Below are 22301 nucleotides of genomic sequence, written 5' to 3'. Positions count from 1 at the left end.
CTGAAATGGGAAATGTTTCAGAAGTGGTCAAAGTGGCCCAGGAGTTGAACCGGAGCGACTCAACTCCGTTTACTTTCACGCAATAGAGGGTGGCGGGGCAGTGAACGGTGCAACGGAGCAGTGAACGATGTGCCGAGGGTGCGGGCGATGCCTGGTGACGCGCGCTCCGGTGGGTGCGAGACGTGTGTCACGCCCAATGCGGTGGGAGGCAAGGCGAGTTGGAGGGAAAGGCAACAGCTCCGGCAAACCACCACGGCGCACTCAGAGCCGTGCGCCGATATACGTCCCCCCGTGCGCTCAGCGCTGATAGCGGGCCAGCACCAGATTGCCGTCCTCGACGAGCCGCTTCCGCAGGGTGTCCAGGCCGATGGCGCCGCTGTAGTACTCCTGGAGGCCCGGGGTGGCGATCTTGTCCTTCCATTCCGGATATCCGCGGACGGACTGGGCCGGGGCGGAACGCAGCGAGTCCGCCAGTGCGGTGCCCGTCGCCCAGTCATATCGGGCGACCCGTAGCGCCGGATCCCTCAGCGCCTCCTGACCCGTCGGCAGCAGCCAGTCGCCCAGGGCGAGCCGGACCATGTTCGGCGGGCTGAGGAAGAAGTCGATGAAGGCCATCGCCTCCTCCTTGTACGGGCAGTCCTCGGCGATCGACAGGGTCTGCGGGCTCACGCCCTGGTCCAGGGCACTGCCCTTGGGAGCGGGCAGCACCGTCCAGTCGAAGCCCTTGGGTGCCTGCTGGGCGATCTGCTGACGGTAGGAGAAGCCGAGCGGCACCATCGCGTAGCGTCCGGCGAAGAAGCCCGGGAGGGTGTCGGATCCGCCCATGCCCAGCGTCGAACGGGAGGCGCTGCGGGCGACGTTGACCTGGTCGTGGATGGTGCGCGGCACCCGCTGGTCGACGGCGTCGAAGCGCACCTCCACGGTGCCGTCGCGGCGGCGGTGGAAGATCCGGCCGCCCGTGGACAGGGCGAGGTTGAGGGTGGCGGAGACGGGTTCCTTCAGCGGCCAGGCCACGCCGTAGGTGGTGCCGTGGGTCAGCCGCTGGGCCGCCTCCTCGAACTCCGCCCAGGTCCAGGGGTGTTCGGGGGTGGGGATGCGGACGCCGGACCGGTGCAGCTTGGCGCGGTTGGCGATCAGCACGCGGGGTTCCTGGAGGAACGGGACGCCGTGGATACGGCCGCCGAAGGTGCCGGTCTCCCAGCTCCGCTGCGGGATGTCGTGCTTGAGGCGCGGCGGCAGGAGGGCGGTGAGGTCGGCGAGGTCCCCGGAGTAGGCGAAGTCCACGAGGTCGTCGGAGGCGTCGTGGATGATGTCCGGGGCCTCGCCGCCCTCGAAGGAGGTCAGCAGCTGGTCGTGGACGGTGGGCCAGGCGCCCTGGACGTACTGCACCCGGACGTCGGGGTGTTGCCGGTTCCATTCGGCGACCAGCTGTCTATTGGCCTTGAGTGAGTCCTGCTGCCAGGCCAGCGACTGGAAGCGCAGGGTGACCGGGCCGCCGGCCGGCCGCCGGCGCGCGGCGGAACAGCCCGGCAGCAGGGCCGCGGCCGGCAGCGCGGCGGCCGCGGCGAGCAGGCCCCGCCGGGTGACACGGCCTCCGGGCGGAGGGTCGTGACGCATCAGCTCTTCACCGCCCCGGCGAGCATCCCGCCGGTGATCCGCCGCTGGATGACGGCGAAGAGCAGCAGGCTCGGGAGGGTGGCCAGGAGCGCGGCGGCGGCGAGCGGGCCGAGGTCGGCGACGCCCTCGGCGCCCAGGAAGTGGGTCAGTACGACCGGCAGCGTCTGCTTCTCCGGGGACTTGAGCAGGACCAGGGCGAAGAAGAACTCGTTCCAGGCGGTGATGAAGGCGAACAGCGCGGTGGCGACGATGCCGGGCGCGAGCAGCGGGGCGGTGACCGAGACGAGGGTACGGAGCCGGCCGGCGCCGTCCATCGCCGCCGCCTCCTCCAACTCCCTTGGTACGGCCCGGACATAGCTGGTCAGCATCCACAGGGCGAAGGGCAGCGACCACACCACATAGACCATGATCAAACCGATCCGGGAGTCCACCAGATGGAGCCCCTTCAGGATCAGGAACAACGGGATGATCACCAGCACCAGCGGGAAGGCCTGGCTGAGCACGACCCAGCCGGTGGCCGCCCGCGAGAGTCGGTTGCGGACGCGGGCCAGGACATACGCCATCGGGGTCGCCAGCAGGATGGCCAGCAGCGCGGAGACCGCCGCGGCCAGCAGGCTGTTGCCCGCGGCCGCCGACAGCGGCTGCTGGGCGAAGGCCTGCCGGAAGTTCTCCAGGGTCGGCGCCTCGGGGATCCAGGTGGGGTGCGGGCTGCCCAGTTCGCGCGGTGGCTTGAAGGCGGTGGAGAGCAGCCAGAGGAAGGGGAGGGCCAGGAAGGCGAGATAGCCGAGGAGGGCGGCGTACTGGCCGGTGCGGGTGGCGGCGCGGCGGGGAGTGCGGCGCCGCGGTGGGCTGCCGTTGCGTCGTGGAAGTCGTGGGGTACGGAGGTTTCCCGCGCCGTGCGGGACGCTCCTGCCGCGGCTGCCGCCGGCCCGTTCGGTGGCGCTCACCGGTCGTCGTCCCCCTTCAGCCGGCCGGCCAGATAGACGGCCAGCAGGACCGAGATCACCGCGACCATCGCCAGGCCCATCGTGGCGGCGTATCCGAACTGCCCGTAGCGGAAGGCCTCTTCGTAGGCGAACAGCATCGGCAGTCTGGTCCGGCCGCCGGGTCCGCCGTCGGTCAGGACGAAGACCAGGGCGAAGGAATTGAAGTTCCAGATGAAGTTGAGCGCGGTGACGGCGAGGGCGATGGGTCGGAGGGCGGGCCAGGTGACGGTGCGGAAGCGGCGCCAGGCGCCCGCGCCGTCCATGGACGCGGCCTCGTGCAGATCGCGGGGCACGTTCTGGAGACCGGCCAGCAGGGTGACGGTCGTCTGTGGCATGCCGGCCCAGACGCCGACGAGGATGACCGCGGGCAGCGCGGTGGCAAGCCCGCTCAGCCAGTCCCGGCCGTCGCCGGCTCCGGACAGGCCCAGGCCGCGCAGGGTCTCGTTCAGGATGCCGGCGTCCGGGTGGTAGACCAGCCGCCACATGATGCCGACGACGACCTCGGGCATCGCCCACGGGATGATCGCGAGCGCCCGGGCCAGCCAGCGCAGCCGCAGATCGAGATGGAGCAGCAGAGCCAGGCCGAGGGCGAGGAGGAACTGCGGGACGGTGACGCCGAAGGCCCATAACAGGCCGATCCGGAACGACTCCCAGAACAGCGAGTCCTGGAACAGATCGGAGAAGTTCAGCAGCCCCACGAAGCGGGTGTCCTGGGTCCGGCCCGACTGGGCGTCGGTGAACGCCAGCCCGATGCCGTACAGCAGCGGCCCCACGCTCAGCACCAGGATCGGGAGCAGCGCGGGCAGCACGAGGAACCAGGCGCCCAGGTCGCGTCGCGGGCGGGTGGCGCGGTCCGCGGCCGGTGCGGTGGACCGCCGCCGTGCGGTCGCCAGGGTCATGGGAGCGGCTCCCCACGACGCGTCGTGGACGGTCCGATGCCGTATGCCCCCACGGTTGCCACTACTGCCATCACTCCCCCTCTTCCCCTTCCCCCTCTTCCCCTTCCCCTCTTCCCCTCCTCCCCGACGGCCGTTCCCGGCCGCCGTCATCGTCGTGACGGCCGGCACCCCCGTCAAGGTCCCCGGCCGATTCCGGCGCGGAACCCCCGCGCGCGATACCGTCCGGGGCCGCGGCCCCTACCTGCGACACTGGTCGCGTCCATGCACCAGGAGGCATCCCGATGACCGAACCGAGCCCCGCCGCCTTCACGGAGGCGCGCGCCCGGGACGTGCTGGCCGCGGCCGGGCACCCCGAGGCCGCCGCCGACGCCGCACTGCTCTCGCTCGGCGAGAACGCCGTCTTCGCCCTCGGCGACCACGGACCGGTCGTCCGGGTGGGCCGCAGCGCCGAACTCCTGGAGCGGGCCGAGCGGGAACTGGGCGTGGCGCAATGGCTGGCCGCCGAGGGAGTACCGGCCGTACGGGCCGCGGAGCCCGTGGCGACCTTGGCGGACGGACATCCCGTGACCTACTGGCAGCGGCTGCCGGAGGCCGTCCGCCCCGCCGGCCCGGACGATCTCGCCGCGCTGCTGAAGCTGGTGCACGCGCTGCCGGAGCCGCCGTTCGCGCTCCCCCGCCGCGAACTGCTCGGCGGTGTCGAGCGCTGGCTGCGGCTGGCCGGCGACGCCGTATCAGCCTCGGACGCGGAGTATCTGCGCGGACGGCGGGACGCCTTCGCGGCCGCCGCCACGGCCCTGGAACCGCACCTCCCCCGCGGCCCCATCCACGGCGACGCGCTGGCCCGCAACATTCATGTCGGGCCCGACGGCCCCGTGCTGGTCGACCTGGAAACCTTCTCCTCCGATCTGCGCGAACACGACCTGGTCGTGATGGCCCTCAGCCGGGACCGCTACGGCCTGACCGCCGACGCCTACGACACCTTTGTCTCCGTCTACGGCTGGGACGTACGGGACTGGGAGGGCTGCGCCGTGCTGCGCGGGTCCCGGGAAACGGCCAGCTGCGCCTGGGTCTCCCAGCACGCCCCCGGAAACCCGGCGGCCCGCAAGGAGTTCCAGCGCCGGATCGCCTCCCTGCGCGACAAGGACGCGACGGTGCGGTGGTATCCCTTCTGAGGGGGGGCGGCTTGACGGGCCCGGTCCTGCGGCCCGGCCGGCCGCTATCGCTCAGACCCCGGCCTGGTACGGGATCAGTGGCCAGGCCGGCTCGACTATCGCCCGGGGGTCGCCGGAGCGTCGCAAATACTCCTGGAACGAGGCGGCTTGTTCGGCGGCTGCCTGTTCCTGGAGGGTGTGCAGCGCGCGGGGCGACGGGAGGGCGACGGCCGGGTACTTCTCCCCGATGCGCCGGGCGACGCCGGCCGCGGCCGCTGCGTCGGCGCCCGCTTCGTGTGCGCCGTCCAGCCGGACGCCGTAGTGACCGCAGAGTGCCTGGAGGGCACGCTTCCCCTTGCGGTAGCGGTCCACATGCTTGTCCAGGACGAGGGGGTCGATGACCGGTGCGGGCGCGTGGCCGAGGCGTTCGGTCAGGGTGCGCAGGCCGTGGCGGCGGCACTCGCGGTCCAGCAGCGAGAGGTCATAGCGCGCATTCATCACCACCAGCGGGATCTCCGCGCGCAGGGCGTCGGCCAGCGCCTCGGTGATTTCCTCTATCGCGGTGCCCGGCGGACGCCCGTGCTCTTGGACATATGCGGTGGAAATGCCGTGAATGGCCGCTGCCTCGTCGGGAATCGGCACACCTGGGTCCAGCAGCCACGTCAGCTTGGCGGCCGGCCGGCCGTCCCCCTCCAGCCGGAGCAGGGCCGCGGTGACGATGCGGTCCTGCTCGACGTCGGTGCCCGTGGTCTCCAGATCGAAGCTGACCAGCAGCCCCTGATGCCAACTCATGCCGAAACCTCGTTTCGCCCGGCCGTACACTCGCGCGGCGCGCACCCCGCCATGACGAACCCCCGGCCCTCGGCCGGGGGGATCCCCTTGCTGCGCCCGCTCATGCGGCCTCCTTCGGTGGTACTTCCCCCGTTGCTCGCCCACTCTCGCACGCACCACTGACAATCGACCGGCGGCCTGTCGCGGCGGGGCCCCCACCCGCCTCACGCACCCCTAGGCTGACCGCCATGGACCTACGGCTGACAGGGCACGGCGCGCTGGTGACGGGCAGTAGTTCGGGCATCGGGGCCACGATCGCCGAGACGCTGGCGGGCGAGGGGTGTGACGTCCTCGTCCATGGGCGGAGTGCGGGGGCCGCGGCGGCGGTGGCCGAGCAGGTCGCGGCTCGTGGGGTGCGGGCCGAAGTGGTGCTCGGTGATCTGACGGAGCCGGGCATCGCCGAGCAGGTCGCCCTCACCGCACGGGACTTCGGTGCCCACATCCTCGTCAACAACGCCGGTCCGTTCGCCGAGCACGACTGGGAGAGCTCCCGGCCGTCCGACTGGCGGGCGGCCTTCGAGGGGAATGTGCTGCCGACCGTACGGGTCAGCCAGACACTGCTGCCGTCGCTGCGCGCTCACGGCTGGGGCCGGGTGATCACCATCGGCAGCCGGGCGGTACGGACACCGCTGCCCCACATGGTGGCGTACTCCGCCGCCAAGGCCGCCGTGGTGAACCTGACCACCAGCCTGGCCCGGCACCTCGCCGGGACCGGGGTCACCGCGAACTGTGTGAGCCCGGGGGTGATCGTCACACCCTCCATGTACCGGATGTTCGAGGAGCGGTCCGCCGGGGACGACGGCGTCCAAGGGGACTCGGAGGGCGGACCGGAAGAGGCGGAGCTCGTCGCGGAGTACGGTCCGAATCCGAGCGGGCGGCTGGGGCGCCCGTCGGACATCGCGGCCGCGGTCGCCTATCTGGCGAGCCCGCTCGCGGACTATGTCAACGGGATCGAGCTGCGGGTCGACGGGGGGATCACGGGGACGCCGTAGGGCGTGTCCGGCCGGCTGGTCACATTCCGCCCTTTGTTGCCCGTTTTCTCCCTGTCCTTTCCCTCACTCCGCCGGCTTCGCGGGCTCCCGCCCGTTTTCCCCTCCCCTCTCCCCTCACTCCGTTTCCCTCAAGCCCGCGCTCCCCCCGCCCCCTCCCCCCTCCTCCCCCTTCGGGGGAGGGGGTGGGGGTGGGTTCGGGGGTGGGGGGCTTCGCGGGCTCCCGCCCGTTTTCCCCCGCGTCTTCCGTCGCCTCCTTCACCAGCACCTCCGGTGTCACGCCCGCGCCGCTCGCGTACGCCGCCTCGAACGCCGCGGCGCCCAGGCTTCGGCGTGCCGTGGCCGCGCTCCGTGCCACGTCGCCACGCTCCGCGGCGGGCCGGGGCGCCCCCGCGGTGGCGCGGGCCGCGGCCGCGCACCCCAACAGCCGGGCCGCGACGGTGCACCGCCCGGTCAGGGCGGCCGCGCCGGCCAGCCCTTCCAGAGCCTGCGCGACGGCGCGTGGGTCGGTGGTGGCACGGGCCGCCGCGAAGGCGTCCAGATGGTGCCGGCGGGCGGTCTCCGCATCGCCCCGCAGTTCGGCGAGGAAGCCCAGCTCGCCCAGCACGAACGCGGTCCCGGGGTCCCCGTCCCGGCCGAGGCACCACTTCAGCCAGGGCAGCAGATGCGCCTCGGCGTCGTCGAGGCGGCCCTCCCTCCGGGCGCCGAGGGCGAGTCCGCATTCGGCGAACATCTCGCCCCGCAGATGGGACTGTTCCGCGGCCAGCCGCCTGCCCCGCTCGTGGAAGTCGCGGGCGGCCGGCAGATCACCGGTCAGCAGCGCGATCCGGCCCAGTCCGGAGAGCTTGTACGAGACCTGGATCCAGAGGCCGAGCTCCTCGGCGATCCGCAGCCCGTCCCGGTGGAGCCCGGCCGCGCGCTCGTAGTCACCGGTGATCTCCGCGAGGGCTCCGAGCACATCGGCGGCCTGCAACTGGCCCCAGCGGTCGCCCAGTTCGCCGAAGAGTGCGGCGCTCTCCTCGGCGTCACGGAGCCGGGACCGCAGGTCCCCGCCGCCGGTCCCCTGGGCGCGGCTGCTCAGCGCCGCGGCGATGCCCCAGCGGTCGCCCAGGGACCGGAAGGCGGCCAGCGAGTGCGCCACCCGCTCCCCCGCCACCGCCGGGTCGCCCAGGCCGACCTGGGCGAACCCCAGGAACCATTGGGCCCAGGCCCGGCCGGCCGGGTCGCCATGGGTGCCGTACTGCCGGAGCACGGCGGTGGCCCGTTCCACGGGGTCGGCGTCATCGCCCGCCAGGGAGGCCATCCCGACCTGCCAGGCGGCGGCCCGCAGCCGGCGGCCCTCGGCGGCCGGGTCGCCGGCCTCCGTCGCCGTCTCCGGTCGTGCCCCGTACGCGCTGAGGGCCGCGGTGAGCGAGCGGCCCGCCTCCGCGAGTCGGCCGCGCAGGAACCAGTACCAGGCCAGCGCGTTGACCAGGCGCAGTGCGCGGTCCGCGGCGCCTTCCCGGACCGAGCCGTCCAGGGCGTCCCGCAGGCTCGCCGTCTCCTGGTCGAGCCGCTCCAGCCAGGCGCGCTGGTCCGGCCCGTACAGCAACGGGGCGGCGCGCTCGGCCAGTTCGGTGTAGTGGCGGTGATGGCTCTGGCGTACGGCGGTCAGCTCACCGGCCTCCCGGAGGCGTTCGAGGCAGTAGGCGGCGACCGTCTCCAGGAGCCGGTAGCGGGGCCCGTACGGCGTCCGGGCCACCGCCACCAGGGAGCGGTCCACGAGACGGGCCAGCAGGTCCAGCACCTCGTCCCGGTGGACGCCGTCGCCCGCGCAGACCGTTTCGGCGGCCTCCAGGGTGCAGCCGTCCGCGTGGACGGCGAGCCGGCGCAGCACGGCGCGCTCGGCGGCGGGCAGCAGCTCCCAGCTCCAGTCGATCATGGCGCGCAGGGTCTGCTGACGGGGCGGCACCCCGCGCCGGCCGGATGCCACCAGCCGGAACCGGTCGTCCAGCCGGGCGCTCAGCTCCCGTACGCCCAGCGCCCGTACCCGGGTGGCGGCCAGCTCCAGGGCGAGCGGGATGCCGTCCAGGCGACGGCAGATCTCGGTCACCGCGGCCGTGGCGTCGGCGTCGAGGACGAAGCCGGGGTCGGCGGCGCTCGCGCGGGCCGTGAACAGCTCGACGGCGCCGGCGGGTTCCAGCGGCGGTACGGGCCACAGCGTCTCGCCCGTCAGGCCCAGCGATTCCCGGCTGGTCACCAGGGCCCGGAGGTCCGGGGCGGCGCCGAGCAGTTGGGCGGTGACCTCCGCGACCGCGTCCACGAGGTGCTCACAGTTGTCCAGGACGAGCAGCAGCCGCTTGCCGCGTACCGCGCCGACGAGGCGCTCGGCCACCGGTCCGGTCGAGGCGCCCTCCCGGATGCCCAGGACGGCCAGCACCGCCTCGGCCACCTCGGCCGCGGTGCAGGTGCTGCCGGCGCCCCGCGCGGGGTCGTCCGGGCGGCTCAGCGCGGCGAGTTCCACGAGCCAGACACCGTCCGGGAAGGAGTCGGCCAGCCGGCCGGCGGTCTCCAGGGCGAGGCGGGTCTTGCCCACGCCGCCGGGGCCGGTGAGCGTCACCAGCCGGGTGTCCGCGAGGAGCGCCCCGATCCGGTGGACGGCGTCCTGACGGCCGAGGAGTGCGGTGAGGGGCGTGGGGAGGTTGGTGCGGGGGCGGGGGCCGGGCGGCCGGGTGGGGGTGAGGGACGCCGTGGCGCGGTCGTCGGGGCGGGAGGCGCTGCCGTCGTGCCGGGTGGCTTCGCCGGGCGGCCGCCAGGGCTCCTGGCGGAGGATCGCCTGGTACACCGCGGTGAGTTCGGGGCCGGGGTCCACGCCCAGTTCGCCGGCCAGCCGCGCCCGGATCTCCCCGTAGGCGGTGAGTGCCTCGCTCTGCCGGCCGGCCCGGTACAGGGCGGCCAGCTGGAGGGCGCGCAGCCGTTCGCGGAGGGGGTGCCGGGCCACGAGGCCGGTCAGCTCGGCGGTCAGCGGGGCGTGCTCGCCCAGCTCCAGGCGGGCCGCGGCCCGTTCCTCCAGGGCGGTCAGCCGCTGCTCCTCCAGGCTCTCGGCCACCGGGCGCACCAGATCGCTGTCCGCGAAGCCGGCGAAGGCGGGGCCGCGCCACAGTTCCAGGGCCTCGCCGAGCAGTTCGGTACACGGAAATGCATTGCCCCACGGTAGTCGGGGGCCGGCCCGCGGTGCTGGGGCCCCGTAGTACGGCGGCTGCCGCCCCCGTGGGTGACGGGGGCGGCGTCCGGTTCAGGAAACCGGCCGCGAATCCGCCCACATGCTCTCGAATTCCTCCCGGTAGGTCTCGAAGAGACCGTGGTCGCCGTCGCGGGTGTGCGGGGCGTCCTGGCGGACGACCTCCCGGCCGCCGCCGCGCAGGACGAGCACGGGGGATTCCATTCCGCGGCTCTTGCGGAGGTAGGGCTGGACCACCGCCACACCGTCGGGACCGTCGCCGTCGACGAGGTAGGCGGTGAAGCGCGGGGTCTCGTCGAAGACCTGGATCTCGAAGGCGCCGGGGTCGCGCAGCCGGGCCCGCACCCGCCGCATATGGAGGATGTTCATCTCGATGGAGCGGCTCATCTCGCCCTTCTTCAGGCCGATTTCGCGCTCCCGGCGGCGGACCGCGCTGCTGGCCGGGTTGAGGAAGAGCAGCCGGACGCGGCAGCCGGATTCGGCGAGCCGGACCAGGCGGCGGCCCGAGTAGTTCTGGACCAGGAGGTTGAGCCCTATGCCCACGGCGTCGAGGCGGCGGGCGTCGCCGAAGAGGTCCTCGGCGGGGAGCTGGCGCTGAAGGCGCACCCGGTCGGAGTGCACCCCGATGACATCGGCGTAGCGGTCGCCGACCAGGTCCTCCACCGCATCGATGGGCAGCCGTCCGGAGATCCGGGTGCCGACGCCGGAGCCGAGGATGTCCAGGAGTCGGGCGGAGGCGCGCTCGGCCTGGGCGAGGACCGTCTCGGACAGGGCGCGGTTGCGGGAGACGATGTTGCGGGCGACCTCCAGTTCGTCGAGGGCCAGCTCGACGTCGCGGCGGTCGTCGAAGTAGGGCTCGAAGCAGGGCCAGTGCTGGACCATGAGTTCGCGGAGTTGCGGCAGGGTCAGAAAGCTGACGATGTTGTCGTCGGCGGGGTCGAGGAGGTAGCCCTTGCGGCGGCTGACCTCGCGGACCGCGACCGCGCGCTGCACCCACTCCTGGCCGGCGGGGCCGGCCGCGGCGATGACCCATTCGTCGCCGTGCACCGGCTCGTAGATGGGCCGCAGGACGGCCGCGACGACGGCCCGCAGCCGCTGCTCGACGAGATTCAGCCAGATGTAGGCGCGGCCGGCCCGGCGGGCGCGGGTGCGCACCTCGCTCCAGGCGTCGGCGCCCCAGTCCAGCTCAGCGCCGATCTCCAGCGGTCGTGCCAGGGACACCGCGCCGGGCGGTGCGTCGACGGAGCCGCCCTCATGGCCCTCATGACTCTCGTCACCAGGGGGCAACTCCAGCCCGCCGCTCACCTGCCACCGCCTTCCGAACCCCCGTGCCAACGATCAAGGCAGACTACTGCGGTGCGGGAGGCGGTGCAGCAGGATGGCTCGAGTCGGTTACCAACTCCCCTTATCCATAGTGCCCGTTGTGCCCGGACAGCGTGGGCGGAGTGAGCGGATTCATAGCGGTGACATCGCGGGGCACCAGCTGGAAGCCCTGCCAGTGCACGGGCATCGGCTCCTGGTCCTCGTCCCTGGCGATGTGATGGAATCCGATGTTGACCCACGCGATGGGGTGTTTCAGCGGCCGGCCGTTGACCCAGGTGTCGACGCTCTTGCCGGCCCGGGCGCCACAGTTGGCCAGGTTGTTGCTGGCGAACTGCTCACATTTGTTGTACTCGGTGAAATAGATGTCATGGGTGGTGTAACTGCGCCCGCTGTATTTGCTGGTCGGCCCGGGGACGATCTCGTACGAGCGCGGGTGGCCGTCCTTGTTGCGGCCCGCGCCCACCACCCGCCACCAGCGCAGCGGGCCGGCGTCCCCGGCCAGCTCCTTGGTGACCGGGGTGCGGGTGGTGCGGATGGTGGGGGTGCGGCCGCCGGGCCGGACGGTGGTGGCGGAGTCGAACTGCTCGACCTTGTTGGCGGCGGAGCCGCCCAGGCCGAAGTTGAGCCGCCAGAAGACATTGTGGCTGTGGCTGGTGGCGTAGTCCTTGGCGCCCTTGCCGAGCGGCGCGCCCCGGCCGTCCCCGGCGTCGTAGTCGCCCGGTGAGACGGTGCCGGTGGCGCCGACCTGCACGGTCATGGTGCCGTCGCCGGAGAACCGCCATTCGCTGATGTACTCGTACCAGCCGACCTTGTTGACGGTGTAGAGCAGCAGGTCCCTGCCCTGGAGCTGGTAGATCTTGGCGCGCTCGCCGGGGTAGGGGCCCATGCGGTAGGCGTGGCCGCGGGCGCGGGTGGTGGCGCACAGTCCGCTGATGTCGGGGTGCGCGGGGTCATAGGCGCCGGGGACCTTGACGGTCTTGATGGTGCCGCCGGGGCATTCGGCGGGGTCGAGCTTCTGGAGGCCCTGGGCGAAGCCCTGGCCGGTGAGGTCGTCGTACTCGTTGCGGCCGTCGTCGTAGGGGACGTGGATCTGGGCGAGCTTGGCAGTGGTGAGCACCTTGACCGGGGTGCGTTCGCCCTTGGGCTGGTAGGAGACCTCGTCCAGGACGAGACCGGCGTGGCCCTCGTAGTGCCAGCACATGCGCCAGACGGTGCCGCCGTCCAGCGTCCGGGTGATGCGGTGGGCGGCGCCGCAGTGGGGAGTGGGCGCGGATGCGGCGGGGGCCTCGGGGGCGGCCTGGGCCGCCGGGCCGGTCGTCAGGGCCGCCGTGGCGAGCAGCAGCGGGACGGTGGCGAGGACCGCGGCGCGTCGGCGCGGGCGGCGGAGGGCGGGTCTTCGGGGCAAGGCGGGCTCCGGTGGGTGGCGGGTGATCGGTGGCGGCGGTCAGCCGAGACGGGCGACGGTGCGGGCACTGAGGTCGATCACGAAGCGGCGGGTGTCGATCCACCGGCCGTTCTTCACCTTGGTGAACAGGCGGATACAGCGGTGTTCCCCGCAGTCGCCCAGGGCGCCCGGCGCGTCGCCCTCGGCGCGGCCGCGGTAGACGAAGCCGGTGACGGAGAGCGGATCGGGCCCGGTGAGGTCGTGTCCGGTGGCGGCGCGGTAGTCCTGGCGCAGACCGGAGCCCAGCGGGGCGGCGATCAGCAGCCGGGCCGCCTCGACGGCCTCGGCGCGGCTGGGCGGCGGCTGGACGCCGTGCCGGGTGTCCGTCGACTCGACCTTCGAGGTGGTGAGGTTGACGGTCCTGGTGACGTAGCTGTCGCTCGTGTAGTCGTAGAAGGAGACCAGCGCCCGGCGCGGCGGGTCGGCGAGCCCGGTCTCCGAGGGGGCGAGGTCGGCCAGGTCGGTGGTGAGGCGTTCGGGTCCGGGCCGTCCGGTGACGTCGGCGGCGGCGCCGCGCCGGGTGGGCGGCAGCGCCAGGTCCTGGGCGCGCCGCAGTTCGTCGTCGGTGAGCGGGTCCCGTCCCCGGCCGCGCTCCCCCTCCGCGGGGGCTTTCTCCACGACGCCGGGTGGCGGCGGCCCCTGGTCGCGTCCCGGTGCGGCCGCGGCGGGCCGGCTCCGGGAGTCCGTACCGCCGGTGGCGCCGGCGTCGGACGGCAAGGTGATCGCGACCATGGCGGCGGTGCCGGTCAGGGCGACGGCGGCGCCCGCGACGGCCTTGCCCAGGTGGCGGTGCATCAGATGGCGCACGGTTCCCCCCTGCTGTCACACCCTCGTGACCCGCATGTCGGCTCCCCCGGCCGGCCCTCCGGTAGGACGACCTGTAGGGCGACCAGTAGGACGATGCGACATCGCGACAGGTTGCCACCATTCAGCGGAGATCTCGCGAAAAAGCCTTTGTGTACGAAAAGTTGCGACAGAAGGGGGGAAGGATTTCGCACCGTTCCGCGGAGGTGTGTCGTGGAGTCGCCGCAGCGCCCGAGAAGAAAGTGGAAGAGTCTACCCATGCAGGTCTGGCCGGGACAGATGTATCCGCTGGGTGCCGCCTATGACGGGGCGGGCACCAACTTCGCGGTGTTCTCCGAAGCCGCGAAGCGCATCGAACTGTGTCTGCTGCACGACGACGGTTCGGAGACCGCCGTCGAGCTGCGCGAGAGCGACGCCAATGTGCGGCACGCGTACCTTCCGGGGGTGATGCCGGGGCAGCGTTACGGCTTCCGGGCGCACGGTCCGTACGAGCCGGAGCGGGGGCAGCGCTGTAACTCGGCGAAGCTGCTGCTCGACCCGTACGCCCGCGCCATGAGCGGCCGGATCGACTGGAACGAGGCCGTCTACGGCTACCACTTCGGGCGGCCCGAGGTGCGCAACGACCTGGACTCGGCGCCGCACACCATGGCGTCGGTGGTGGTCAATCCGTACTTCGACTGGGGCGACGACCGCCCACCGCGCACCGCGTACCACGAGACGGTGCTCTACGAGGCCCATGTGAAGGGCCTGACGATGCGCCATCCAGAGCTCCCCGAGGAGCTGCGCGGCACCTATGCCGCGCTGGCGCATCCGGCGATCATCGAGCATCTCACCAAGCTCGGGGTGACCGCGCTGGAGCTGATGCCGGTGCATCAGTTCGTCCAGGACCACCGGCTGGTGGACGCGGGGCTGACGAACTACTGGGGCTACAACACCATCGGCTTCTTCGCCCCGCACAACGCCTATGCGTCCTGGGGCGACCGCGGGCAGCAGGTGCTGGAGTTCAAGACGGCGGTGCGGGCCCTGCACCAGGCCGGTATCGAGGTGATCCTCGATGTGGTCTACAACCACACCGCCGAGGGCAGTCATCTGGGCCCGACGCTGTCCTTCCGGGGGCTGGACAACGCCTCCTACTACCGGCTGTCGGACGACCGGCAGTACTACATGGACACCACGGGCACCGGGAATTCGCTGCTGATGCGCAGCCCGCATGTGCTCCAGCTGGTGATGGACTCGCTGCGCTACTGGGTGCAGGAGATGCGGGTGGACGGCTTCCGCTTCGATCTGGCGGCGACGCTGGCCCGGCAGTTCCACGAGGTGGACCGGCTGTCGTCGTTCTTCGATCTGGTCCACCAGGACCCGGTGGTCAGCCAGGTGAAGCTGATCGCCGAGCCGTGGGACGTCGGCGAGGGCGGCTATCAGGTGGGGAACTTCCCGCCGCTGTGGACGGAGTGGAACGGGAAGTACCGGGACACCGTGCGGGACCTGTGGCGGGGCGAACCGCGCACCCTGGCCGAGTTCGGGTCCCGGCTGACGGGCTCGTCGGACCTCTACCAGGAGGACGGCCGGCGGCCGCTGGCCTCGGTGAACTTCGTGACCTGCCATGACGGCTTCACGCTGGGCGATCTCGTCGCGTACAACGAGAAGCACAACGAGGCCAACGGCGAGGACAACCGGGACGGTGAGCGCTTCAACCGGTCCTGGAACTGCGGTGCCGAGGGGCCGACCGACGATCCCGGGGTGCGGCGGCTGCGGGCGCGGCAGATGCGCAACTTCCTGGCCACGCTGATGCTGTCGCAGGGCGTGCCGATGCTCAGCCACGGGGACGAGTTCGGGCGCAGCCAGGGCGGCAACAACAACGCCTACTGCCAGGACAACGAGCTGTCGTGGGTGCGCTGGCCGGAGCGGGGGCGGGGCGCGGGCGCCCTGGCGCCCGACGAACCGGACGCGGACGGACCGGACGAGGCGGAGGGGCCGGACGGGCCGGACGAGGCGGCGGACGCGGACGCGGAGCAGCTGGCGCTGCTGGCGTTCGTGCGGCAGATGGTGTGGCTGCGGCGCGACCATCCGGTGTTCCGGCGCCGGCGGTTCTTCCAGGGCCACCCGGCGGAGGGCGCCCATGACGAGCTGTCCGACATCGCCTGGTTCACGGCGGGCGGCGAGGAGATGGGGCCGCGCGACTGGCAGTCGGTGCATGCCAAGGCGCTGACGGTGTTCCTCAACGGCAGCTCGATCTCCGAACCGGGCCCGCGGGGCGAGCCGGTCACCGACGACTCGTTCCTGCTGATGTTCAACGCCCATGACCAGGAGAAGGAGTTCAGGGTTCCCGAGCACCTCGGCCGTCAGTGGCAGGTCGTGGTGGACACCGACCGGCCGCGGGCGGTCGCGGACGGCGGCGGCGCACAGGTGAAGGCCGGCGACCGGCTGACGCTCATCGGGCGGAGCCTGCTGGTGCTCCAGCGGCCGGCCTGACCGCGGCGGCCGGCCGGCCGGTGGCCCGGGTGGTCAGGGCCAGGCCGAGGATCAGGACGGCGGCGCCCACGGCCACCGCGAAGGCGGCGGACGGACCGTGGGCCTCGGCGAGCCGGCCGGAGACGGCCAGGGACAGGGCCTGGCCGCCCACGATCGCGCTGGTCAGAAAGGCCATCGACTCGGCCAGCCGGCCGGCCGGCACCAGCCGTTCGGTGAGGCCGAACAGCGTGATCAGATGCGGGGCGAAGGCGACACCGAGGACCACGACGGCCAGGTAGAGCGCCCCCAGGGACCGTACGAACAGCAGCGGTACGGACAGCGCGATCAGCGCCACGGCGGCCGCCCGCCAGCGGACCGGCAGCCCGATCCGGGCGGGCACCAGCGCTATCGCGAGCCCGGCGACCGCGCTCATCACCCCCATCGCGGCATAGACCAGCCCGGCCTGGGCGGGCCGGTGCAGGTCCGCGGTGAGCGCGGTGATACCGGACTGGCAGGCGCCGAAGAGGGCGCCCTGCAACGCCATCGAGGCGCGCATGGCGTGCACCGCGCGGGGCATCCGGGCGCGGGCGGGCCGGGCGAGCCGGGCGCCGGGGCGCCGGCCGCAGGGGCGGGCCGGCGCCGGCCCGGCCCCGGCGCCCGTGGGCCGCAGCGCCTTGGCCGTGGGAGGCAGCACCGCGGCCGTGGGATGCAGCGCGAAGGCCGAGCCGCAGACCGCGAGCAGCAGCGCGGCCAGGGCGAGCGCCACGGCCGGGTGGGCCACCGTGGCGGACAGCCCCACCAGGGCCGGACCGAGCACGAACGACACCTCGTCCAGGGTGCCTTCGCAGGACAGCACGGTGTCGACCAGGCGGTCATCGGCCCGGTCCCGGCGGGCGAGGGCGACGAGCCGGGTGCGGGCCAGCGGCCCGATCTGCGGCACTCCGGCGCCGGCGAGCAGCGCGATCAGGGCGAGCGGCAGCGCCCCGGTCCGGGCGAGCGCGGCCAGCACCAGCGCGGTCACGGCCAGCGCATCGAACCAGCAGGCGGCCAGCACCACCGGCCGCTGTCCGTGCCGGTCGGCGAGCCGGCCGAGCAGCGGTCCGCCCGCCGTCTGGCCGGCTGCCAGCGCACCGCCCACCAGGCCCGCGGTGGCCAGTGAGCCGCTGGTCTCCGCCACCAGCAGCAGACTGCCGAACTGGCACATGGCGGTGGGGAGCCGGCCGAGGAAGGAGACGACGGGCAGCAGCGGCCCGCCCAGCGCGAGCACCCGGCGGAAGGCGGCGGTGGCAGCGGTCATCGCCCAACGCTAACCGGCGGGCCGCCGCGCGCCCCATGGACCGGACCTACGAAGCTCCCCGCCCCCGGAGCCCACTCCGTCGGAGGAAACAACGACACCCATGCGGGAGGGAGATGACACAACGGGCCGTCAGCGGGGTACGGGTGTTCCCATGACGCAGCCCTCCAGTCCGTCACCGACCGCCACCTATCGGCTGCAACTCCAGCCGGACTTCCCGTTCGCCGCCGCCGAGCGGGCCGTCCCGCATCTGGCCGCGCTCGGCATCTCCCATCTGCATCTCTCTCCGGTGCTGGAGGCGGTGCCGGGCTCCACACACGGTTACGACGTGGTCGACCACACGGCCGTACGGGCCGAGCTGGGCGGCGAGACGGGGCTGCGGGCGCTGGCGGCGACGGCCCGTGCGCACGGCCTCGGGCTGGTCGTCGACCTGGTGCCGAACCATATGGCGGTGCCGGAGCCGATGTCGCTGAACGGGCCGCTGTGGCAGGTGCTGCGGGACGGCCCGGCGTCCCCGTACGCGCGCTGGTTCGACATCGACTGGGGTGCCGGGCACGACGGACGGCTGCTGCTGCCGGTGCTCGGCGGCCGGATCGGCGAGGAGCGGCGGCACTTCCGTGTCGAGGGCGAGGTGCTGCGCTATCACGGGCATGCCTTCCCGTTGCGTCCCGGGACCGAGAAGCTGCCGCCGGACCGCCTTCTGGAGGCCCAGTGGTACCGCCTCGCCTGGTGGCGGCTGGCCCGCAGCGAGCTGAACTACCGCCGCTTCTTCACCATTTCGGAGCTGATCGGGGTGCGCGTCGAGGACCCCGAGGTGTTCGAGGCGACGCATGGCACGGTGCTGCGGCTGATGGACGAGGGCGTGATCGACGGGCTGCGCATCGACCACCCGGACGGTCTGGTGGACCCCGGCGGCTATCTGGCCCGGCTGCACGAGCGGACCGGCGGCCGCTGGACGGTGGTGGAGAAGATCCTCACCGGTGCCGAGCGGCTCCCGGACAGCTGGGCCTGTGCGGGCACCACCGGCTATGACGCCCTGCGGCACATCGACGGCCTGTTCGTCTGCCCCCAGGGGGCCGGACGGCTGTTCTCCCACTACCGGGACTTCGTCACCCCGCTGGCCGACGAGGGCGGCGACTGGGAGGAGACGGTGCGCCGGGCCGCGTACGAGGTCGTCACCCACGATCTGGCCACCGAGATCGAGCGGCTGGTGCGGACCGCGGCGCGGATCAGCGCCCGCGCCCCCGGGCCGGGCGACCATGCGACCTGGGCGCTGCGGCACGCCCTCCGTGAGCTGCTGGTGCGGCTGCCGGTCTACCGCCCCTATGCCGCGGATCCGACCCGGGCCGGGCAGGACGCGGCCATGCTGGACGAGGCGGCGGAGCAGGCGCGGACCGCCTTCCGGGTGCCCGAGGAGGCGCGGGCGGTCGATCTGCTCCGCGATCTGGCGCTCGGCCGGCTCACCGACCCCCCGGAGCACGACGGCACGGACTGCGCCGACTTCACCGCGCGGTTCGCGCAGACCGCGTCCGCACTGCACGCCAAATCCGTGGAGGACACCGCCTTCTACCGCTATCCGGTACTGCTGTCGGCCTGCGAGGTCGGCGGCGATCCGGGCGATCCGGCGCTCGCCCCGGAGGTGTTCCATACGTACTGCGCCCGGCTTCAGCGGGACCGGCCGGCGGCCGGCACGGTGCTCTCCACCCACGACACCAAGCGCAGCGCCGATGTACGGGCGCGGATCGCGGTGCTGTCGGAGTGCCCGGACCGGTGGCGGGATGTGCTCGGCGCGATGGGCGACGACGCGGTGTGCGGCCGCACGGCGAGTGCGCTGGACGGTATCGCCCCGGCGGACCCGATGGTGTCGTGGCTGGCCTGGCAGACCGCGTTCGGCCTGGGTGCGGCCGGTGACGGTGGGGCGGCGGAGCGGGTGGCGCCCGCGGTGCTCAAGGCGGCGCGGGAGGCCGGGCTGCGGACCTCGTGGACGGAGCGGAACGCGGGCTACGAGGACGCCGTCGAGGAGTTCGTCCGCAGCGGGCCCTGTGGTCCCACGGCCGCCCCGCTCGCCGCGCTGGACGGGGAACTCGCCCCGTTCGTCCGCGCGAATGTGCTGGGCGCGACGCTGCTTCAGCTCACCATGCCGGGCGTCCCCGATCTCTACCAGGGCACCGAAGCCGGTTATGCCGCGCTGGTCGACCCGGACAACCGGCGGCCGGCCCGCTTCCGCCCCGAGGTGCTCACCGCGCTGGACGGCGGGAGCCCGCCGCGCGATCTGTCCGGCGAGAAGCTCCGGCTGACCGCCACGGCGCTCCGGCTGCGGCGCGACCGTCCGCAGTGGTTCGGCGCCGCGTCCTCGTACGAGCCGGTGTACGGGGAGGGCCCGGCGGCCGAGCACTGTGTGGCGTTCTGCCGCGGCGGGCGGGTGCTGACGGTGGTGACCCGGCTGTCGCTCCGGCTGGTGGAGACCGGCGGCTGGTGGGACACCCTGCTGCGGCTGCCCTCGGAGGGCCCCTGGCGCGAGCTGCTGACCGGGCGCGAGCTGCCGGGCGGCGCGGTGGTGGGGCTGAGCGACCTGCTGGCGGAGTCGCCGGTGGCGCTGTTCGTGCGGGAGTGATGCGGGGTCAGTTTCCGGTGTCCCAGGTGCCGTCCCTCCGCGAGCGAAGTGGACGTCAGTTTCCGGCGTCCTGCGGCCCCTCCGCCCCGCCCGCCGTGCGCAGCAGCTCCGTGAACTCCGCGGCCGCGCCGGTCGGTTCGACGCGGGAGAAGGCCGTGATGTCGCGGTGCCAGGGCGGGTCGGTGGGCACGACCGCGCAGTCGAGGCCGCGGAGTTCATGGGCCGCGGTCAGCAGGACACCGACGCCCGCCGACGCCATCCGGACGGCCGTGGAGCTGTGCTGGGTGCGGACCGCGGTCCGCGGGGTGAAGCCGGCCCGTTCGCACTCCCGGTCCAGCCACCGCCGGCCGTCGACGACGGGCTCCAGGCTGCACCGTACCCACGGGCGGTCCGCCAGTTCGGCGAGGCGGACCGACTCCCGGGCGGCGAGCGGGTCACCGTGCGGGACGACCAGCACCATCCGTTCCCGTCCCACGACGGTGACCGGTCCCGGCCAGTCCTTGGGGCGCGGGCCGAGCGCCAGATCGGCGACCCCGCGGGCCATCTGCTCGTCCAACTCCTCGGTGGTGGCGTACTCATGGAGCACCAGACGGACGCCCGGACGGGCACGGGCCCAGCGGGCACAGACCTCCGGGAGCACCCCGACCGCCTGGGCGTGCACCGTCGCGATATGCAGTTCACCGCTCTCCGCACCGCCCGCCGCGAGCGCGGCGCGGCGGGCCTGCCGGGCGCTGCGGACGGCGAGTTGGGCGTGCGGGAAGTAGGCCCGGCCCATCGCGGTCAGCCGTACGCCGCGGGTCATCCGCTCCAGCAGCGGGCCGCCGACCGTCCGCTCCAGCGCCTTGATCTGGTGCGAGAGCGCGGACTGGGTGACATGCAGCGCCTCGGCGGCGCGGGTGAAGGACTCCTGCTCCACGACCGCGACGAGGTACTCCATCTGCCGCAGACTCATGCCCGCCCCTCCCGGTGCCCTCGGCCCCTCATGCCGTGCCGCGCGGAATGCCCCGGCGCATGAAGGTTCTTCATCACCTCCATGGAAACATTGCCTTGGACTCATCACCGCAGGTGGGCGCAGTCTGAACGCATGAGTGAGACAGACCCGAACACGACGGACGTCATCGTCATCGGCGGCGGCACCGGCGGCTACAGCACCGCCCTGCGCGCCGCGTCCCTGGGGCTGCGGGTGGTGCTGGCCGAACGCGAGCTGATCGGCGGCACCTGTCTGCACCGCGGCTGCATCCCCAGCAAGGCCATGCTGCACGCGGCCGAGCTGGTGGACGGCATCGCGGAGGCCCGCGAGCGGTGGGGCGTCAAGGCCACCGTCGACTCCCTGGACTGGCCGGCCCTGGTGGCCACCCGCGACGCCATCGTCGCCCGCAACCACCAGGGCGTGGCCGGGCACTTGCGGACGGCGGGGGTGCGGGTCCTCAAGGGCAGCGCGCGGCTGACCGGGCCCCGTACGGTCCATGTCGAGGACGCCGGGGAGTTCACCGCGCGGCGCGGCATCGTGCTGGCCACCGGCTCTCGGCCGAGGATGCTGCCGGGCCTGGCCGCCGACGGCCGACGGGTGGTGACCAGCGACGACGCACTGTTCGCGGCCGGACTTCCGGCATCCGTCCTCGTCCTGGGCGGCGGGGCGATCGGCGTCGAGTACGCGTCCTTCCACCGCTCCATGGGGGCCGAGGTCACCCTCGTCGAGGCGGCCGGGCGGCTGCTTCCGATGGAGGACGAGGATGTCGGCCGCCATCTGGCGCGCGGGCTGAAGAAGCGCGGTATCGCGGTCCGTACGGGCTCGACGCTCACCGGCACCGAGCTGCTGCCGGACGGGGTACGGGCCACCGTGCGCACCCCGAAGGGCGAGGAGCTGGTGATCGAGGCCGAGCGGCTGCTGGTCGCGGTGGGGCGAGCCCCGGTGACGGACGGGCTGGAGCTGGCGGCGGCCGGGCTGGCGGCGGACGAGCGGGGGTTCGTCGCACCGGCGGACTGGTCACGGCTGGAGACCGCGGTCCCCGGCATCCATGTGGTCGGCGATCTGCTGCCGCCGCCGTCCCCGGGGCTGGCCCATGCGTCCTTCGCGGAGGGCCTGTTGGTGGCCGAGACGCTGGCGGGGCTGCCGTCGCGGGCGGTGGACTACGCGACCGTGCCGCGGGTGACGTACTCCGCACCGCAGACCGCGTCGGTCGGCCGGACCGAGGCCGAGGCGCGCGCCGCCGGCGTGGACATCAAGGTGAACACCATGCCACTGGCTGCCACCGCCAAGGGCATGGTGCACGGCCAGGGCGGGATGGTGAAGGTGATCGCGACGGCGGACGGTGCGGGCGGCGATTGGGGTCTCCCCTGCTCGAACGAAGTTGAGAGCTTGGGGAACACCGGCACGGTGCTCGGGGTCCATCTCGTCGGACCGCACGTCTCGGAGATGATCGCGGAGAGCCAGCTGATCGTGGGCTGGGACGCCGAACCGGCCGATGTCGCCCAGCACATCCACGCCCATCCGACGCTGTCGGAAGCGGTCGGCGAGGCGTTTCTGACGCTGGCGGGGCGGGGGCTGCACCAGCACTGAGCGGGCCGGGGCCGCGACCGAAATTCGGTTGCGGTCCCGCGCCGGGCTGACAGCATGGCCGCGTACGACGGTTTGTTTCCCTGAGCAAGGAGCACGGAATGCGCGGATTCCTCGGAAC

The 22301-nt window shown here is 73.1% G+C and carries 15 protein-coding genes; 5 read left to right on the top strand and 10 right to left on the bottom strand.

Features of this window, described 5'->3' with window-relative positions; translation table 11 throughout:
- Positions 1-297 precede the first annotated feature (297 nt).
- The 3 genes from AC3EUV_RS17310 to AC3EUV_RS17300 form a co-directional block, all read right to left on the bottom strand.
- The gene (locus tag AC3EUV_RS17310) at positions 298-1617 is read right to left on the bottom strand and encodes an ABC transporter substrate-binding protein (RefSeq protein ID WP_435603268.1); all 1320 of its coding nucleotides are present in this window, start codon (positions 1615-1617) and stop codon (positions 298-300) included.
- A complete protein-coding gene (locus AC3EUV_RS17305; protein WP_435603323.1) occupies positions 1617-2387 on the bottom strand; it encodes a carbohydrate ABC transporter permease in 771 nt (256 codons plus the stop codon). The genes AC3EUV_RS17310 and AC3EUV_RS17305 overlap by 1 nt, the downstream gene beginning before the upstream one ends.
- Before the next feature lie 173 nt (positions 2388-2560).
- A complete protein-coding gene (locus tag AC3EUV_RS17300; RefSeq protein WP_435603267.1) occupies positions 2561-3502 on the bottom strand; it encodes a carbohydrate ABC transporter permease in 942 nt (313 codons plus the stop codon).
- Positions 3503-3783: 281 nt separating this feature from the next.
- Here AC3EUV_RS17300 and AC3EUV_RS17295 point away from each other — a divergent pair, with 281 nt between their 5' ends.
- On the top strand, positions 3784-4674 hold the full coding sequence (locus AC3EUV_RS17295) for an aminoglycoside phosphotransferase family protein (protein WP_435603266.1): 891 nt from the start codon (positions 3784-3786) through the stop codon (positions 4672-4674).
- Between the two features lie 51 nt (positions 4675-4725).
- Here the strand turns inward: AC3EUV_RS17295 and AC3EUV_RS17290 are convergent, their stop codons facing one another.
- Entirely contained in the window at positions 4726-5445 is a 720-nt protein-coding gene (locus AC3EUV_RS17290) for an exonuclease domain-containing protein (protein ID WP_432144106.1), read from the bottom strand.
- 227 nt (positions 5446-5672) lie between these two features.
- On the opposite strand from AC3EUV_RS17290, the gene AC3EUV_RS17285 reads away from it, so the two are divergent.
- The gene (locus AC3EUV_RS17285) at positions 5673-6476 is read left to right on the top strand and encodes an SDR family NAD(P)-dependent oxidoreductase (protein WP_432142729.1); all 804 of its coding nucleotides are present in this window, start codon (positions 5673-5675) and stop codon (positions 6474-6476) included.
- A gap of 19 nt (positions 6477-6495) precedes the next feature.
- On the opposite strand, the gene AC3EUV_RS17280 is transcribed toward AC3EUV_RS17285, so the two are convergent.
- From AC3EUV_RS17280 to AC3EUV_RS17265, 4 genes are all read right to left on the bottom strand, one after another.
- Complete coding sequence (locus AC3EUV_RS17280) at positions 6496-9636, bottom strand: ATP-binding protein (protein WP_435603322.1); 3141 nt, start codon at positions 9634-9636, stop codon at positions 6496-6498.
- A gap of 111 nt (positions 9637-9747) precedes the next feature.
- Positions 9748-10998, bottom strand: a complete 1251-nt coding sequence (locus AC3EUV_RS17275; RefSeq protein WP_085927119.1) for a DUF5919 domain-containing protein — start codon at positions 10996-10998, stop codon at positions 9748-9750.
- Between the two features lie 100 nt (positions 10999-11098).
- Complete coding sequence (locus AC3EUV_RS17270) at positions 11099-12421, bottom strand: copper amine oxidase (RefSeq protein WP_435603265.1); 1323 nt, start codon at positions 12419-12421, stop codon at positions 11099-11101.
- A 39-nt stretch (positions 12422-12460) separates the two neighbouring features.
- Positions 12461-13267, bottom strand: coding sequence for a Tat pathway signal sequence domain protein (locus tag AC3EUV_RS17265; protein WP_435603264.1), 807 nt, complete (start codon positions 13265-13267; stop codon positions 12461-12463).
- A gap of 255 nt (positions 13268-13522) precedes the next feature.
- On the opposite strand from AC3EUV_RS17265, the gene glgX reads away from it, so the two are divergent.
- Positions 13523-15736: a glycogen debranching protein GlgX gene (gene glgX / locus AC3EUV_RS17260; protein WP_435603263.1), complete on the top strand. Its 2214-nt coding sequence runs from the start codon at positions 13523-13525 to the stop codon at positions 15734-15736.
- On the opposite strand, the gene AC3EUV_RS17255 is transcribed toward glgX, so the two are convergent.
- Positions 15696-17012, bottom strand: a complete 1317-nt coding sequence (locus AC3EUV_RS17255) for an MFS transporter (RefSeq protein WP_435603262.1) — start codon at positions 17010-17012, stop codon at positions 15696-15698. The genes glgX and AC3EUV_RS17255 overlap by 41 nt on opposite strands.
- 151 nt (positions 17013-17163) lie before the next feature.
- Here AC3EUV_RS17255 and treY point away from each other — a divergent pair, with 151 nt between their 5' ends.
- Positions 17164-19623 (top strand): malto-oligosyltrehalose synthase, encoded by a 2460-nt coding sequence (gene treY / locus AC3EUV_RS17250; protein WP_432142735.1) that lies wholly within the window; start codon positions 17164-17166, stop codon positions 19621-19623.
- A 55-nt stretch (positions 19624-19678) separates the two neighbouring features.
- On the opposite strand, the gene AC3EUV_RS17245 is transcribed toward treY, so the two are convergent.
- Complete coding sequence (locus AC3EUV_RS17245; protein WP_432142736.1) at positions 19679-20575, bottom strand: LysR family transcriptional regulator; 897 nt, start codon at positions 20573-20575, stop codon at positions 19679-19681.
- Positions 20576-20707: 132 nt separating this feature from the next.
- Between AC3EUV_RS17245 and AC3EUV_RS17240 the strand changes: the two genes are divergently transcribed.
- A complete protein-coding gene (locus tag AC3EUV_RS17240; RefSeq protein ID WP_435603261.1) occupies positions 20708-22183 on the top strand; it encodes an FAD-dependent oxidoreductase in 1476 nt (491 codons plus the stop codon).
- Positions 22184-22301: the final 118 nt, after the last annotated feature.

It is taken from the genome of Streptomyces sp. bgisy130 (assembly GCF_057708345.1).
The sequence above is the reverse complement of the archived record's forward strand: the minus strand, read 5'-3'. Positions and strand labels throughout refer to the sequence as shown.